General features: G+C 66.5%; 15 protein-coding genes. 5 read left to right on the forward strand and 10 right to left on the reverse strand.

Annotated features, from left to right (window positions below; all coding sequences use genetic code 11):
- Positions 1–125: 125 nt before the first annotated feature.
- From FQK05_RS10920 to FQK05_RS10940, 5 genes are all read left to right on the forward strand, one after another.
- Positions 126–1,673 carry an acyl-CoA carboxylase subunit beta gene (locus FQK05_RS10920; protein ID WP_158966638.1) on the forward strand — a complete coding sequence of 516 codons (1,548 nt, stop codon included), beginning with the start codon at positions 126–128 and terminating at the stop codon, positions 1,671–1,673.
- Positions 1,674–1,732: 59 nt separating this feature from the next.
- Positions 1,733–1,948 (forward strand): acetyl-CoA carboxylase biotin carboxyl carrier protein subunit, encoded by a 216-nt coding sequence (locus FQK05_RS10925; protein ID WP_158966640.1) that lies wholly within the window; start codon positions 1,733–1,735, stop codon positions 1,946–1,948.
- Between the two features lie 302 nt (positions 1,949–2,250).
- Positions 2,251–4,203, forward strand: coding sequence for an acetate--CoA ligase (gene acs / locus FQK05_RS10930; protein ID WP_158966642.1), 1,953 nt, complete (start codon positions 2,251–2,253; stop codon positions 4,201–4,203).
- A 30-nt stretch (positions 4,204–4,233) separates the two neighbouring features.
- Entirely contained in the window at positions 4,234–4,920 is a 687-nt protein-coding gene (locus tag FQK05_RS10935) for an adenylate kinase (RefSeq protein ID WP_158966644.1), read from the forward strand.
- A 258-nt stretch (positions 4,921–5,178) separates the two neighbouring features.
- Complete coding sequence (locus FQK05_RS10940) at positions 5,179–5,700, forward strand: flavin reductase family protein (RefSeq protein WP_158966646.1); 522 nt, start codon at positions 5,179–5,181, stop codon at positions 5,698–5,700.
- A 4-nt stretch (positions 5,701–5,704) separates the two neighbouring features.
- Here FQK05_RS10940 and FQK05_RS10945 read toward each other — a convergent pair whose 3' ends face one another.
- From FQK05_RS10945 to FQK05_RS25850, 10 genes are all read right to left on the reverse strand, one after another.
- A complete protein-coding gene (locus FQK05_RS10945; RefSeq protein WP_158966648.1) occupies positions 5,705–6,784 on the reverse strand; it encodes an Mrp/NBP35 family ATP-binding protein in 1,080 nt (359 codons plus the stop codon).
- A gap of 114 nt (positions 6,785–6,898) precedes the next feature.
- Positions 6,899–7,714 (reverse strand): extracellular solute-binding protein, encoded by an 816-nt coding sequence (locus FQK05_RS10950; protein WP_158966650.1) that lies wholly within the window; start codon positions 7,712–7,714, stop codon positions 6,899–6,901.
- 18 nt (positions 7,715–7,732) lie between these two features.
- The gene (locus tag FQK05_RS10955) at positions 7,733–8,476 is read right to left on the reverse strand and encodes an ATP-binding cassette domain-containing protein (RefSeq protein ID WP_158966652.1); all 744 of its coding nucleotides are present in this window, start codon (positions 8,474–8,476) and stop codon (positions 7,733–7,735) included.
- On the reverse strand, positions 8,469–9,173 hold the full coding sequence (locus FQK05_RS10960) for an ABC transporter permease (protein WP_158966654.1): 705 nt from the start codon (positions 9,171–9,173) through the stop codon (positions 8,469–8,471). The genes FQK05_RS10955 and FQK05_RS10960 overlap by 8 nt, the downstream gene beginning before the upstream one ends.
- A 342-nt stretch (positions 9,174–9,515) precedes the next feature.
- A complete protein-coding gene (locus FQK05_RS10965; RefSeq protein WP_199252632.1) occupies positions 9,516–10,511 on the reverse strand; it encodes an ABC transporter substrate-binding protein in 996 nt (331 codons plus the stop codon).
- 64 nt (positions 10,512–10,575) lie between these two features.
- Positions 10,576–11,421, reverse strand: a complete 846-nt coding sequence (locus FQK05_RS10970; RefSeq protein ID WP_158966656.1) for an ABC transporter permease — start codon at positions 11,419–11,421, stop codon at positions 10,576–10,578.
- The gene (locus FQK05_RS10975; protein WP_158966658.1) at positions 11,418–12,335 is read right to left on the reverse strand and encodes an ABC transporter permease; all 918 of its coding nucleotides are present in this window, start codon (positions 12,333–12,335) and stop codon (positions 11,418–11,420) included. The genes FQK05_RS10970 and FQK05_RS10975 overlap by 4 nt, the downstream gene beginning before the upstream one ends.
- A gap of 27 nt (positions 12,336–12,362) precedes the next feature.
- Positions 12,363–13,145, reverse strand: coding sequence for an ABC transporter ATP-binding protein (locus FQK05_RS10980; RefSeq protein WP_158966660.1), 783 nt, complete (start codon positions 13,143–13,145; stop codon positions 12,363–12,365).
- Positions 13,142–13,564: a VOC family protein gene (locus FQK05_RS10985; RefSeq protein WP_158967604.1), complete on the reverse strand. Its 423-nt coding sequence runs from the start codon at positions 13,562–13,564 to the stop codon at positions 13,142–13,144. The genes FQK05_RS10980 and FQK05_RS10985 overlap by 4 nt, the downstream gene beginning before the upstream one ends.
- A gap of 60 nt (positions 13,565–13,624) precedes the next feature.
- On the reverse strand, positions 13,625–14,398 hold the full coding sequence (locus FQK05_RS25850; protein WP_199252633.1) for a CPCC family cysteine-rich protein: 774 nt from the start codon (positions 14,396–14,398) through the stop codon (positions 13,625–13,627).

The following is a 14,398-nucleotide window of genomic DNA, read 5'->3' on the forward strand; positions in this document are numbered from 1 at the left end:
CTCTGGCACCATGTATTGACGGTTGGCTCCCCCGATCCGGACCCTGTTAGCGCTCGCATATCCGCGGGCGGATGGCACCCGGGGGATCGGTTGACAGCACCCCGGCGGTCGGCCTTCATGGGCGCATGAGCTGGAGAGAGGAAGCCGACAGGATCCGCGCCCGAAGGGAAGCGGCCACCGCGCAGGGCGGACCTGAAGGCGTTGAGAAGCAACATCAAAAGGGCCGCCTGACGATCCGGGAACGGATCGACGCGGTGCTGGATCCCGGGTCCTTCGACGAGGTCGGGCGCACCGCCGGCGATGCCGAGGTCGGAGCGAACGAAGAGCTGTTGTCCTTCGATCCGGCGAACTTCGTCCTGGGCTTCGGCACGGTCGGCGGCCGGCCGGTGGTGGTCGGGGGCGAAGATTTCACCCTGCGTGGGGGCTCCCCCACGCTGGCGGGGCTTCGCAAGAGCGTCTATGCCGAGTCGCTGGCGCTGGAGAGCCGGATACCGCTGATCCGCCTGCACGAAGGGTCGGGCGGGTCGGTCGGCACGCCGAAGCGTCCCACGCCGCCATCGGCCGTCTTCGACGCGCCGCGGTTCCGCTCGGTGGCCGAAACGCTGGCGGCGGTTCCTGTGGCCTCTGCCGCGCTGGGCGCCGTGGCGGGATTGCCGGCGGCACGGCTGGTCAGTTCGCATTTTTCGGTCATGTCGAAAAGCACGGCGCAGATCCTTGTCGCCGGCCCGGCGGTGGTTCAGCGCGCGATGGGCGAAAACCTGTCCAAGGAGGATCTGGGCGGCGCGCAGGTCCACGCGAAGAACGGCACCGTCGACAACGCAGCCGAGGACGAGGCGGGCTGTTTCGCCGATATCCGCACCTTTCTGGGCTACCTGCCGTCGAATGTCTGGGAACTGCCGCCCGTTCAGCCCTGCGACGATCCCCTCGACCGGGCCGACGACGCGTTGGTCGACATCGTGCCCCGCGAACGCCGCCGCGCCTTCGACATGCGCCGGCTGATCGGCCACGTTGTCGACCAGGGCTCGTTCTTCGAGATGGGGCGCGGCTATGGCCGGTCGCAGATCACCGGGCTGGCGCGTCTGGATGGCCGGCCCGTCGGCCTCTGGGCCAATGACGGGCGCTTCCTGGCGGGGTCGATGACCGCCGACGGTGCCCAGAAGGCCCGCCGCTTCCTGGAACTGTGCGAAACCTTCCACTTACCCGTCGTCAGTCTGATCGACGAACCCGGTTTCTGGATCGGCAGTCAGGCCGAGAAGGAGGCGACGATCCGCCATGGATCGAATGTCGTTCTGACTGCGGCGATGATGTCGGTGCCCTGGGCTTCTGTCATGATCCGCCGGTCCTTCGGCGTGGCGCAGGCGGCGCATTACGGCCCCGGCGGCTATGTGCTGGCCTGGCCCTCTGCCGAAACCGGGCCGCTGCCGGTCGAGGGGGGCGTGGCCATCGCCTACCGGCGCGAGATCGAGGCGGCGCCCGACCCCGAGGCGCGCCGCCGCGAACTGGAAGAGCAGATGGCCGCGAAGCAGAGCCCCTTTCCCAGGGCCGAGGCCTTTGCCATCCACGACCTGATCGACCCGCGCGAGACGCGGCCGATGCTGTGTCGCTGGCTGGCCCGTCAGGGTCCGAAACTGGCGACCCTGCTGGGCCCGCCGCGCTTCCTGCCGCGGCCCTGATCTGGGTCGAATGGCCCACTGAAGGCCCGAAACCATTTTGTACAAAACGGACTCTGACCATGGCGACGAAAGTACAAACCGAAACAGGCGGCGCGATTTGGAAGTGTTTCGTCCGCAACGGGCAGGCCGTGGCGGCGGGCGAAGAGCTCTTCATCATGGAAGTGATGAAGATGGAGGTGCCCTATGAAGCGCCGGTCGCGGGCATCGTCACGGACCTGTCGATCGCGGAAGGCGACGTTGTGCCAGAGGATCACGTGGCCCTGGTCCTGACCTGACCCAGTACCATTTGCCGCACCCGAAGGCGGGGCGCGGTCGCGCCCGGCATGCGCCGGGGTCTGGCGATGTGTTAACGGGTCGTTGACATTCAATGCGTGACGGGTGCATGAAAATTTGCCGGGATAGCGGCGGGGATTTACAAAATGCTGCGCTGTGGCGAAAAGTCTTTACAAACAAATCGTTTTATTCCCGCATCTTATTCCAAAATTTTCCGTTGTCGTTAAGATGCCGGTCAAGCCGCGTAGATGGGTGAGAGGGCCGGACACGCGACGGGGGACAGCATCAATGGGAGGAGCCTGAGATGACCAGCGAAGCTGCAAGCTATCCGCCTTCGGCCGAGTTCACGGCACAAGCACATGTGAACGCGGCCAAGTACAAGGCCATGTACGATGCCTCGATTTCCGACCCGGAGGCGTTCTGGTCCGAACATGCCAAGCGCATCGAGTGGACCAAGCCCTTCACTCAGGTGAAGGATGTCAGCTTCGCCCCGGGCGATATCCGGATCAACTGGTTCGCCGACGGCGAACTGAACGTGTCCGCCAACTGCATCGACCGTCACCTGGCCACCCGCGGCGACCAGACGGCGATCATCTGGGAACCTGACGATCCCAAGGACCCGGCCAGGCACATCACCTATTCCGACCTGCACAAATCGGTCTGCCGCATGGCCAACGTGCTGGAAAAGCTGGGTGTTCGCAAAGGCGACCGGGTCGTCATCTACCTGCCGATGATCCCCGAGGCCGCCTATGCCATGCTGGCCTGCGCCCGGATCGGCGCCATCCATTCGGTGGTCTTCGCCGGCTTCTCTCCCGATGCGCTGTCGGCCCGGATCAACGGCTGCGACGCCAAGGTCGTGATCACGTCCGACTATGCCCCCCGCGGCGGCCGGGCGACGCCGCTGAAGTCGAACACCGACGCGGCGCTGCTGCACACCAAGGACACGGTCAAGTGCCTGATGGTGCGCCGCACCGGTGGCCAGACCACCTGGATCGCCGACCGCGACTATGACTACAACGAGATGATCGAGGACGTCGCCGACTATTGCGAACCGGTGTCGGTGAATGCCGAGGATCCGCTGTTCATCCTCTATACCTCCGGGTCGACCGGCCAGCCCAAGGGCGTGGTGCACAGCTCCGGCGGCTACCTCGTCTATGCCGCGCTGACGCACGAGATCACGTTCGATTACCACGACGGCGACATCTTCTGGTGCACGGCGGATGTGGGCTGGGTCACGGGCCACAGCTACATCGTCTATGGCCCCCTGGCCAATGGCGCCACCACGCTGATGTTCGAAGGCGTGCCCACCTGGCCCGATGCCAGCCGCTTCTGGCAGGTCTGCGAGAAGCACAAGGTCAACCAGTTCTACACCGCGCCGACCGCGATCCGCGCGCTGATGGGGCAGGGCCGGGGCTTCGTGGAAAACTGCGATCTGTCTTCGCTGAAGCTGCTGGGCACGGTGGGCGAACCCATCAACCCCGAAGCCTGGGCCTGGTACAACGATGTCGTGGGCAAGGGCAAATGTCCCATCGTGGACACCTGGTGGCAGACGGAAACCGGCGGTCACATGATGACGCCGCTGCCTGGCGCCCACGCCGCCAAGCCCGGCGCGGCCATGCGCCCGTTCTTCGGCGTGCAGCCGGTGGTTCTGGATCCCACCTCGGGCGAGGAAATCCACCATTCGCCGACCGAGGGCGTGCTGGCGATCAAGGACAGCTGGCCCGGCCAGATGCGCACCGTCTGGGGCGATCACGAACGGTTCGAAAAGACCTATTTCTCGGACTACAAGAACTACTATTTCTCCGGCGACGGCTGCAAACGCGATGCCGACGGCGATTACTGGATCACCGGCCGCGTCGACGACGTGATCAACGTGTCGGGCCACCGCATGGGCACGGCAGAGGTCGAAAGTGCCCTAGTGGCCCACGCCCAGGTGGCCGAAGCGGCCGTGGTGGGTTACCCGCACGAGATCAAGGGCCAGGGCATCTACTGCTATGTCACGCTGATGAACGGGGTCGAACCGTCGGACGACCTGCGCAAGGAACTGCGCAACTGGGTGCGGACCGAAATCGGCCCGATCGCCAGCCCGGACGTCATCCAGTGGGCCCCGGGCCTGCCCAAGACCCGGTCTGGCAAGATCATGCGCCGCATCCTGCGGAAGATCGCCGAAAACGACTTTGGCGCCCTGGGCGACACGTCGACCCTTGCAGAGCCGGCCGTCGTGGACGATCTGATTGCCAACCGCCCGCAAACCTGAGCCCCGGGCCAAGCCAGAGGAGGACATGACATGGATGGAAGCAGCCAGGTGACCGCCCCCGCCGTACTGATCCTGCTGGGGCCGCCGGGCGCCGGCAAGGGAACCCAGGCCCGCAAGCTGACCGAGGCCTTCGGTCTGGTGCAACTGTCGACCGGGGATCTCCTGCGCGCCGCCGTGGCCGAAGGGACCGAGGCCGGCCGCGCCGCCGAGGCCGTGATGAAGGCCGGCGGCCTTGTCTCGGACGAGATCGTGATCGCGATCCTGCGCGACCGCATGGCCGAACCGGATTGCGCCGCCGGCGTGATCCTCGACGGCTTCCCGCGCACCACGGTACAGGCCCGGGCGCTGGACGGTCTTCTGGCCGAAACCGGCCAGAGCATCGCCGCCGTGCTCAGCATGGAAGTCGACGATGCCGCCATGGTCGACCGTGTCTCGGGCCGCTATACCTGTGCGAAATGCGGTGAAGGCTATCACGACAGCTTCAAGCAGCCGAAGGCGGAAGGCGTCTGTGACAGTTGCGGCAGCACCGAATTCAAGCGCCGTGCCGACGACAATGCCACAGCCGTGGCCAGCCGGCTGAAAGCCTACCATGCCGAAACCGCGCCCCTGATCGCCTATTACCAGGACCGCGACGTCCTGGCCCCGGTCGATGCCATGGCCGGGATCGACGATGTCTCGGGCGAAATCGCGGGTATCGTTCGCCAGGTCATCGCCTGACGCGTTCCCCGCGGCCCGAAAATCCGGGCCGCGGACCCCACCCGAACAAGCCATCCGCGCGGAGCCGCCGTCGCCCCTGCCGACCGGGGCCATCCGGTCGCGCGGGTCAAGGGTTTCCGCCGCAGGCGGCGCGGCACGCGCCCTTGACGCGGGCGGCCGGATGGCTCAGGCAGGGGGGCGATGGCGGGCGCGTGCGGATGGCGGGCCCATCCGCGTGGTGAGCCAGAGCACCCGCCCCGATAAAGGCGTTCCCGGCCGATGACAGATCAAGCCCCGATTGCAGACCTTGCCGAATTCACGCCCGGTGCCGGCACCGCGCGCCAGTTTCGCGATGCCCTGGGCTGTTTCGGGACCGGTGTCACGGTGGTCACGGCGCGGTCCGGGGACGGTCCGATGGGCATGACGGCCAATTCCTTCTCGGCCGTGTCGCTGGATCCTGCGCTTGTGCTCTGGTGCCCGGCGCAGCGGTCACCCCGCCACGACATCTTTGCCGAGGCCCCTCATTTCAGCATCCACGTTATGGCCGAAGACCAGCAGGACCTGGCAGCGGGCTTTGCCCGGGCGGGCGACGATTTCAGCGCGGTCGACTGGTCGTCCAGCCCCGAGGGTGTGCCCCTCCTGTCCGGATGCCTCGCCCGCTTTGACTGCGCGCGCCATGCCGTGCATGACGGCGGCGATCACTCCATCGTCGTCGGCCGCGTCATCCGGGCGGCGCTGCGCCCGGGCAATGGCCTGATCTTCAAGCGCGGCAGGTTCGGCGGCTTCACCGACCTGCTCTGATCCGTCAGGCGACGCCGGCCGCGATCAGCGACCGGGCGATGTCCCCGAAGACGGCGCCCTGTGCCGTACCGGCGGCCGCGATCGGTGTTCCGGCGTCGCCGGACAGCCGGATATCCAGGTGCAGCGGCACCTCGCCCAGCAGCGGCACGCCCATCGACGCGGCCTCGGACGCCACGCCGCCGTGACCGAAGATGTGCTCCTCGTGGCCGCAGTTCGAACAGATATGGGTCGACATATTCTCGATCAGGCCAAGGATCGGGATGTTCATCCGGCGGAACATGTCGATCCCCTTGCGGGCATCCAGCAGCGCCACGTCCTGTGGCGTCGACACGATCACCGCACCGTCGACCGCGAATTTCTGGCACAGGGTCAGCTGTACGTCCCCGGTCCCCGGCGGCAGGTCGATGACCAGCGCGTCCAGCTCGCCCCAGGCGACCTGTGTGATCATCTGCTGCATGGCGCCCATCAGCATCGGCCCGCGCCAGACCACGGCCTGGCCGTCCTCCAGCATCAGGCCCATCGACATCATTTTCACGCCATGGGCGGCAATGGGTTCGATGATCTTGCCGTCGGCACTGGCGGGCTTGCGGTTCACGCCCATCATTCGCGGCTGGGACGGGCCATAGAAGTCTGCATCCAGCAGGCCGACCTTCCGGCCCTCTGCCGCCAGCGCAACTGCCAGGTTCGCCGACACGGTCGACTTGCCGACCCCGCCCTTGCCGGAGGCCACGGCGATGATCTTCTTCACCCCCGGCACGCGTTGCGGCGGGGCAGGGGGTGCCTTTTGCGCGGGCGCCGCGGGCTTGGGCTTCAGGTTCGGCGGCGCCTTGCCGCTGTGGGCGGTCAGCATGACCGACACCTTGTCGACGCCCGGCAGGGCGCCGACGCGCCGTTCGGCCTCGGCCCGGGGCGCTTCCATCTTCCTAGCGGCCTCGGGCGCGATCTCGAACAGGAAGCGCACGGTCCCGCCTTCGACCGTCAGCGCGCGGACCAGATCCGCGGCGACGACATCCTTCCCGCTGACCGGATCCTTGACCTGCCGGAGTTCTTCCAGGATGCGGTCCTTCAGTCCATCGGCGGTCATGGCGTGCTTTCCTTGTGTGCGGGCCCCCTTGCGGGGGCCTTCATTGCGGCTCGACTGCCTATATATCCTTGTGCGGGCAAGCCTCAAGGCAGGGTCCTGCCGCGGCCGGCACTGTCACTGTGCGCTGGGAAAGAACAGCTGCTGCCCGTCGATCTGGAAGTCGGCGATGGCCGCCTGGCCTTCGGGCCCCGTCAGCCAGTCGATGAAGGCCTGCCCATCCTCGGCCTTGACGGTCGGGTGCTTCGCCGGGTTGACCAGGATCACGCCGTAGGGGTTGAACAGCTTCGGATCGCCTTGGACCACGATTTCCATCCCGTCCTTGTTGCCGAAGGAAATCCAGGTGGCCCGGTCCGACAGCGTATAGGCGCCCATGCCGGCCGCGGCGTTCAGCGTGGCGCCCATGCCCGCCCCCAATTCCCTGTACCAGCTGCCCGAGGCGTCGGCCACGTCGACGCCCGCGCTCTGCCAGTGCCGCAATTCTGCCTTGTGGGTGCCGCTGTCATCCCCGCGCGAGGCGAAGGGGCTCTGGCTTTCTGCGATCTTCGACAGGGCGACCACGATGTCCGATCCGCCCTTCACGCCGGCCGGATCCTCGGACGGGCCCACCAGGACGAAATCGTTGTACATCACGTCCTTGCGGCCCACGCCCTCGCCATCGGCCACGAACTTGTCCTCGGCCGTGCGGTTGTGGACCAAAAGCACGTCGCCGTCGCCATTGGCGGCATTCCGGATCGCCTGGCCGGTGCCCACGGCGACCACCCGCACATCGATGCCACTTTCCCTCTCGAAGGCCGGCAGGATCGCGTCCAGCAGGCCGGAATTCTGGGTCGAGGTCGTCGATTGCACGACGATATAGCGGTCCTGGGCCGCACCGACGGTGGCCAGCCCGGCCAGAAGCAGGGCCAACAGGGCCGATTTCACGATACGCATTGGGGGGTCCTTTCGGGGTCAGATCAACAATTCGCCGGACAGGTAAAGCCGTCCGGCCTGGGTCAGCGGCCGGGCGAAGAAGGCGCCGGCCGGGCTGTGCTCGGCCACCCGGCCGCCCTGCATCAGGATGATGTCATGGGCCAACCGGCGGGCCTGGCCGATATCGTGGGTGACCAGGACGACCCGCACGCCTTCGGACGCGATGCGCGCGATCATCGTCTCGATTTTCGCGGTGGCCGCGGGATCCAGCGCACTGGTGGGTTCGTCCAGGAACAGGACCCTCGGGCCGGTGGCCAGGGCGCGCAGGATCGCCAGCCGCTGCGCCTCGCCGCCCGAAAGCGACCGTGCCGGCTGGCGTGCCTTGGTGGAAAGACCGCCTTCCTCCAGCAATTCGGCAATCCGCTTCTGGCGTGTGGCGTGGCCCAGCCTCTGCCGTCGCAGCACGAAGGCCAGATTGGCGGCAACGGAACGGCGGAGCAGAACGGGGCGCTGGAACACCATGGCCTGGCCGGCGGCGGCCCCGGACCGCAGCCGCCGCCCGTCCTGCGCGATCGTTCCGGTATCCTGCGCGATCAGTCCGTGCAGGCAACGCAGCAGCAGGCTTTTGCCTGCGCCGTTCGGTCCCAGGATCGCGGTCGGTCCGGGCCCCTCCAGCACCAGATGCGGCACGTCCAGCACCTGCCGGCCGCTGCGCGACAGGCGCAGGGCGGTCACGTCGATCCGGGTGCTGGCCAATTGTCCCTCCACGGTCACGTCACGCATGAGCGGGCCCCTGGCGGGCGCCCAGCAGGCTGACGGCGGCGGTTACCGAAATCGCGATGGTGATCAGGATCGCCCCCAGCGCCAGCGCCAGCGCCAGGTTCCCCTTCGACGTTTCCAGTGCGATGGTCGTGGTCATGACCCGCGTGACATGGTTGATGTTGCCGCCGACGATGATCACGGCGCCCACCTCGGCAATGGCGCGCCCGAAGCCCGCCAGCAGGGCCGTCAGCAGCGCCCGGCGCCCATCCCACAACAGCACGGGGACCGACGCCAGCCGCGACAGGCCAAGGCTTTTCAGCTGCTCAGCATATTCGGCATCCAGCCCCTCGACGATCTGCCGGGTCAGGGCGGCGATGATCGGGGTGACGATGATCGTCTGGGCAATCACCATGGCCCCGGGGGTGTAAAGCAGCCCCAGAACCCCCAGCGGCCCGGCCCGGGACAAAAGAAGGTAGACGCACAGCCCCACGACCACCGGCGGCAGCCCCATCAGCGCGTTCAGCAGGACGACCAGCGCCCGCCGCCCGGGAAAGCGCCCGACCGCCAGCGCGGCCCCCATCGGCATGCCGATCGCGGCGCCCACCGCCACGGCCGACAAGGACACCCACAGCGACAGCAGCACGATCCCCCACAGGTCGCCGTCGCCGGTGACGATCAGGTGCAGGGCCTGCAGGAATTCGCTGGTGAAGGTGCCCATGGGGCGCGGCTCCGGTCTTTTGTCCTGCCCTTCCTATCGGATCGCGGCTGTCATCGGCAGCGCCAAATCGCGTCTTTCCCCGGCGAAAACGACATGTGCCATCCAGGCCTTGCCGCCGGAAGCCTCCGGCGGGAGTATTTGAAAAGAGAAGAAGGCACGCGACCGGCGCCGTCCCTCCGCCGCTCCGGGTCCGCGCGTCCCGGGCTTCTTTGGTCTTCAAATATCTCGGGGGTGTGGGGGCAGCGCCCCCGCCTGGTCCGCCACAGGCACGACCGACAGCCGACGAAAAAGGCGCGCCCCCCGGCAGGGAGCGCGCCCGAAATCGCGAAGGTCAGGCTGCGATCAGTTCAGCGCCTTGTCCGTGATCTCCAGCGTATAGGCGCCTTCCGGCTGCCGGGTGATCACCGGGTCCGAGCCACCGGCCAGCAGCGTGTCGACCGTGCGCTGATAGTCCGCCGGGTCCAGCGTGCCGTTGGAGCCCATGGTCAGCTTTGCGACTTCGCCCATCATGAACTTCTGATGCTCTTCGGTCTGTGCGCCGGTCTCGTCGTATTCCAGAACGATTTCGGCCGCCTCGTCAGGATGCGCTTCCGCGTATTTCCAGCCCTTCATTGAGGCGCGGACGAAGCGGACCATCTCGTCGACGAAGGCTGGGTCCTTCAGCTTGTCTTCCAGGACGTAGATCCCGTCTTCCAGGGTCGAAACGCCTTCATCCTCGTACTTGAAGGTGATCAGCTCGTCCGGGGACACGCCGGCTTCCAGGATCTGGCCGTATTCGTTGTAGGTCATGGTCGAGATGCAGTCGGCCTGGCGCTGCAGCAGCGGGTCGACGTTGAAGCCCTGTTTCAGCACCGTGATGCCGTCCGGGCCGCCTTCGGTCGGGATGCCGGCCTGGCTCATCCACGACAGGAACGGGTATTCGTTGCCATAGAACCAGACGCCGAGGGTCTTGCCCTTGAAGTCTTCAGGCCCCGTGATTCCCGTGTCCTTCCAGCAGGTGAGCATGAGCCCCGAGCTCTTGTAGGGCTGGGCGATGTTCACCAGCGGCAGGCCCTTTTCACGGGCCGACAGCGCCGACGGCATCCAGTCCAGCATCACGTCGGCGCCACCGCCGGCCAGCACCTGGGACGGCGCGACATCGGGACCGCCGGGCAGGATCGTGACGTCGAGGTCTTCTTCCGCGTAATAACCCTTTTCCAGCGCGACGTAGTAGCCGGCGAACTGGGCCTGGGTGACCCATTTCAGCTGCAGCTTCACCTCGTCGGCGGCCTGAGCCGCGCCCGCGCCCATGGCCAGCGCGGCGGCGGCACCCAGAAGGGACGTTTTCAAGCTCTTCATCGTCATACACTCCGTGTTTGTGTTCTGTTCAACCTGTTGAGTTTTATATCTTTCTTCCACCGCTCTAGCTCCGCTGCGAGGGGTGCCAGAAGGTGACGATGCGTTCGGCCAGGGACACGAGGCCGAAGAAGGCGGTGCCGGCCAGGGCCGCCACCACGATCTCGGCCCAGACCATGTCGAGCGCAAGCTGCCCGACCGAGGTCGAGATGCGGAACCCCATCCCGACGGTCGGAGAGCCGAAGAATTCCGCCACGATGGCACCGATCAGCGCCAGTGTCGTGGAAATCTTCAAACCGTTGAAAACGAAGGGCATCGCGGCCGGAAGGTCAAGCTTTTCAAGGCTTTGCCGGGGGCTGGCCGCATAGGTGTGCATCAGGTCGCGCTGCATCGCCGTGGGTTCGGCCAGGCCGGCCACCGTGTTCACCAGCATGGGGAAGAAGACCATGACCGTGACGACCGCGGCCTTCGACTGCCAGTCGAAGCCGAACCACATGACCAGGATGGGCGCGGTGCCGACGATGGGCAGGGCCGCTGCGAAATTGCCGACCGGCAGCAGGCCGCGGCGCAGGAAGTCGGATTTCGCCGCGAAGATGCCCGCGATGAAACCGGCCCCACAGCCGATCAGATAGCCCGACAGGGCGCCCTTCAGTATGGTTTGTACAAAGTCCACCCACAGCACATTGCCGTTTTGTACAAAGGCCCGCGCCACGGCCGAAGGCGGCGGAAGGATGACGCCGGGGACTTGCAGGCCCCGCACGATCAGTTCCCACATGATCAGAACGGTCACGCCGAAGATCACGGGCACGGTGATCTGTGCGGCGCGGGTTTCGGCCACACCGTCGCGGGCCAGCGTCAGATTCAGGGTCCAGCCCACGGCCCAGGCAAGGAAGGCGCAGACAACGAGTATCATCGCGACAGCCCCATCCTGCGCAGCAACCCGCGTTCCAGAAGGCCCACGATGCCAACCAGCACCGAAGCCAGGATCGCGGCGGCAAAGAGCGCCGACCAGATCTGGACCGTCTGCCCGTAGTAGCTGCCCGCCAGAAGCCGCGCGCCCAGGCCGGACACGGCGCCGGTCGGCAGTTCGCCCACGATCGCACCCACCAGCGAGGCGGCGATGCCGACCTTCAGCGAGGCGAAGAGATAAGGTAGCGACGAGGGCAGCCGCAGCTTCCAGAAGGTTTCCGCCTGCGAGGCACTGTAGGTGTGCATCAGGTCGGTCTGCATCGCATCGGGGCTGCGCAGGCCCTTCACCATGCCGACAACGACCGGGAAGAAGCTGAGATAGGCCGAGATGATGGCCTTTGGGATGATCCCCTGGATCCCGATGGAATAAAGCACCACGATGATCATCGGTGCCAGCGCGATGATCGGGATGGTCTGGCTGACGATGGCCCACGGCATGACCGACATGTCCATGACCTTGGAATGGACGATGCCCACGGCCAGCAGGATCCCAAGGCCGGTGCCGAAGGCAAAGCCCAGCAACGTTGCCGAGAGCGTCACCCAGCCGTGGTAGATCAGGCTGCGCTTGGAATTGACCTTCTTCATCGCGGTCGTGTCCCAGAGCTCGATCGCGACCTGGTGGGGGGCGGGCAGGCGCGGGCGCTTCAGCTCCCACGTGGCGGAAATCAGGCCAAGGTTCTTCAGGGTCAGCGACGTGCCGGACATGTCGCGGCGGACCTGCGCTTCGGGCGGGGTCACTTCCACGCCTGCGCGCTGGGCCTCGCTTATCGCGGTGCCCATGTTCATCGGCACGGCCGCGGCATACCAGATCACCATGATCGCGCCGACAACGGTCAGGATGGCCAGAAGCGTCTTCATGCCCGGGCCTCCGCCATGGATCGGGCCTCAGTCATAGGAATGACCTGCGCGCAGGCCCTCGCGGACGCGGTGGGCGATCTGGATGAATTCCGGCGTGTCGCGGATATCCAGCGGCCGTTCCCGCGGCAGGGGGCTTTCGATCACGTCCGTGATCCGGCCCGGACGGGGGCTCATCACCACGATCTTCGTGGACAGGTACACCGCTTCGGGGATCGAGTGGGTGACGAACGCGATGGTCTTGCCGGTGCTGGCCCAGAGCGCCAGAAGCTGTTCGTTCAGGTGGTCGCGGACGATTTCGTCCAGCGCGCCGAAGGGTTCGTCCATAAGCAGAAGGTCCGCGTCGAAGGCCAGCGCCCGCGCGATGGACGCACGCTGCTGCATGCCGCCCGACAGCTGCCAGGGATATTTGCCGCCAAAGCCTTCCAGGTCGACCAGCTTCAGCACACGGTCGACACGCTTGTCCTGTTCGGCCCTGGTGAAGCCCATGATTTCCAGTGGCAGCTTGATGTTCCTGGCAATGGTCCGCCACGGATACAGCCCGGCCGCCTGGAAGACATAGCCATAGGCGCGGGCCCTGCGCGCCTCGTCCGGCGTCATGCCGTTCACGGTCAGGCTGCCGCCGGTGGGCGTTTCCAGCGCCGCGATGCAGCGCAGGAATGTGGTCTTGCCACAGCCCGACGGGCCGATGAAGGACACGAAATCGCCCTTGTCGACGGTCAGATTGACGTCCTTCAGGGCATGTACGGGGCCGTCGCCGGTCTGGAAGGTCAGGTCCAGCCCGCTGGCCTGGATCACGGGGCCGACGGTCATGGACGGGCCTCCCAGAGTGCAGGTTCGGCAAATTCGACCGAGTTCCCGGCGGGGTCACGGACATAGATGGATCGGGGGCCATGGGGCCAGTTGAAATCCGCCTCGATGGGCACGTCGTTCGCTTCCAAATGATGCTTGATGTCGTCAAGGTCCCGGCCGGAGGCCGGGAAACACAGATGTCCCGGCCCATCGGCGCCATGGGGCGGGACGGGAAGGGCGTCGGGGTCACGGGGAAGGCGGGTGGCGTCGGGCCGGAAGACCAGAACGATGGTCTGCCCCGCCCGGAAGAAAATGTGCCGACCGTCCTGCCGGGTCACGACCGGCAGGCCCAGAACGCCGCCATAGAAGGATTCGGCCGCGTCCAGGTCATCGGCATAAAGCGCGGCTTCCAGAACGCCTGAGAGATCCGGCATTGTCATATCGGTCACGTGCTCCCCAACCCGTCCGGCGCATGTCGGCGCCGCCCCGTCCTTTCTGCCCTATTCGATCCGGCTTGAATACAGTTCCGGACCGCGCACCCGCACCCATTCCTCGAAGGCATGCTTGCTGCGGTTCAGTCCCCACCCCCGGGCGGAACGCAGAAAGTCGATGGCCTCGAACGTCCGGCCGGCCATGACCAGGGGCAGAAGCTTGGCCTGTTCGCGGTCGAATGCCTCGCGCGCCTGGCGCAGGCTCAGGTGATTGACGCCACCGACAAAGGTTTCGTCCACCGTCTGCAGGGGATCGTCCTCCCAGTCGCAGATCGGGCAGACCTCGCAGGTGTCGGGTTCGTCGATCGTGGGATAGCCGCAGCAGGGGCAGATATGCGCGGTGCGAGAGGCCTTGCGCGCCCGTGGCGATTCAAGCACCGGATCGTCATCGCATCGCAGGTCCCGGTCGGACAGGCGGGCGCTGCGCGCCGCCTCGCCCAGGAAAGTGCGCATCCGGGACAGCGTGGCGACGGCATCGACCTGCCAGCCCAGGTCGGACTGGTTGCCGATCTCGCGCAGGAAGATGGCCTGTGCGGTGCTCCGGAATACCTGCGTCCACAGCCGGCGCGACGCCAGGTTGGGGAATTCGTCGTCGATTTCGACCACGATGCCGTTCCAGATCGCCCCGGCACAGATCCGTTGGCGAAAGCGGTCGACCTCGGTCCGGTCTTCCTCGGCCAGGGGCATGCGGCTGGCCTGTTCGAAGGCCAGCTCCCACGCGGCGAAGAACGCGCGGTTCGAAAACCACTCGATATGTTCGCCATGAGACAGGGCGGTGGTCAT

Origin of the sequence: Chachezhania sediminis (assembly GCF_009765275.1) — a bacterium.
GTDB lineage: Bacteria > Pseudomonadota > Alphaproteobacteria > Rhodobacterales > Rhodobacteraceae > Chachezhania > Chachezhania sediminis.